We start from the raw sequence: 1082 nt of genomic DNA on the forward strand, positions 1-1082 counted from the left end.
GTGCCAGATACTAAACTAGGAATTCTAGCTTTTCTGACGCCTTAGTTAGCACGATTTCTGTTACTTCATAGCTTGCTAAACCTTCTCGATAAAAAGGGTCTTCAGCCAGTACGTCATTAAGCTTGTTTCGGTCACTAATGGTAGAAATGATTACACCACCAGTTCTTGGCTCTTTGCGCCCAGATAAAACAAAGTGACCTTTTGCATATTGTTCATTGAGATAAGCGACATGCTCAGGAATAAAAACATCGACTTTCTCTAGAGGCACCTGATAAGTCAAAGACACGATAAACATACATTCTCCTTACACTTTTTGCGCTAAAGTACAGTGGCACATAACGCCCGGCTAAGGGGTTGACAACGCACCGCCGAACTCAAAAAACACACTGTAAACACTGAATTTCAATTTTGCACTAAAGTCGCCAAGCGTTGGCAATCCCTCTTGAGCCGTTTGTTATGCAAATTCAATGAGATAAACTGAATTTACACGACCAAAAGCCACAATTGCAATGGTTGAGTGATTCAAGAATCAACCCAAGCAAGAACTGTGATAAATGAGCCGCCAAAACCAAGTCCACCTTTCAACAACCAACCAAGCTTTTGAATCAGGAAAACTCAACGAGCGAAACACTCAGCAAGTGAACAATGCTCGATAAACTTGCCCTTCCCACACTTTGCGCACGCAAAATTTACAACGCGCCAACGCTAAAACCGATTGAGGCAAACAAAGAAACTTGCATGTTTTACGGCTTGAGTAAACTACGAATTTTAGGGTAAAAATGCTCATTTGCCGACAACACAAAACGAATGGCCGGAGAAATCCCAAAAGATTGAACCCCTAAATTTACCTGAGTTGCATAACGCCCGGCTAAGGGGTTGACAACGCACCGCCGGACTCAAAAAATACACCGTAAACACTGAACTTCAATTTTGCACCAAAGTCGCCATGCGTTGGCAATCCCTCTTGAGCCGTTTGTTAGCATGCTGTTCCCGCTGCAAAAGAACTAACCTGCAAACGTGATGTAAAACGCACTTTAGTACCAGAAAAATTGCTGAAAAGATAATCATGGAACTGTCTTGAA

1 protein-coding gene is annotated in these 1082 nt (G+C 42.4%); it reads right to left on the bottom strand.

Annotated features, from left to right (window positions below):
- Positions 1-10: 10 nt before the first annotated feature.
- A complete protein-coding gene (locus NB504_RS10425) occupies positions 11-295 on the bottom strand; it encodes a YciI family protein (RefSeq protein WP_258428852.1) in 285 nt (94 codons plus the stop codon).
- Positions 296-1082 lie beyond the last annotated feature (787 nt).

The organism is Vibrio sp. RM-69-4, assembly GCF_024743775.1.
Taxonomy (GTDB): Bacteria; Pseudomonadota; Gammaproteobacteria; order Enterobacterales; family Vibrionaceae; genus Vibrio; species Vibrio anguillarum.